Raw genomic sequence first — 257 nt, 5'->3', positions numbered from 1 at the left:
AAAAGATGGCTTCGGCTATCACTTTAGGATGGACCCGCGGCGTATTAGCTTGTTGGTGAGGTAACGGCTCACCAAGGCAATGATACGTAGCCGACCTGAGAGGGTAATCGGCCACATTGGGACTGAGACACGGCCCAAACTCCTACGGGAGGCAGCAGTAGGGAATCTTCCACAATGGACGAAAGTCTGATGGAGCAACGCCGCGTGAGTGATGAAGGGTTTCGGCTCGTAAAACTCTGTTGTTGGAGAAGAACGGG

General features: G+C 53.3%; 1 rRNA gene. It reads left to right on the top strand.

Annotated elements, in window-relative coordinates:
* Positions 1-257, top strand: a 16S ribosomal RNA gene (locus FC98_RS13950); the annotation flags it as partial.

Origin of the sequence: Lentilactobacillus kisonensis DSM 19906 = JCM 15041 (genome assembly GCF_001434135.1) — a bacterium.
GTDB classification, from domain to species: Bacteria; Bacillota; Bacilli; order Lactobacillales; family Lactobacillaceae; genus Lentilactobacillus; species Lentilactobacillus kisonensis.
The sequence above is the reverse complement of the archived record's forward strand: the minus strand, read 5'-3'. Positions and strand labels throughout refer to the sequence as shown.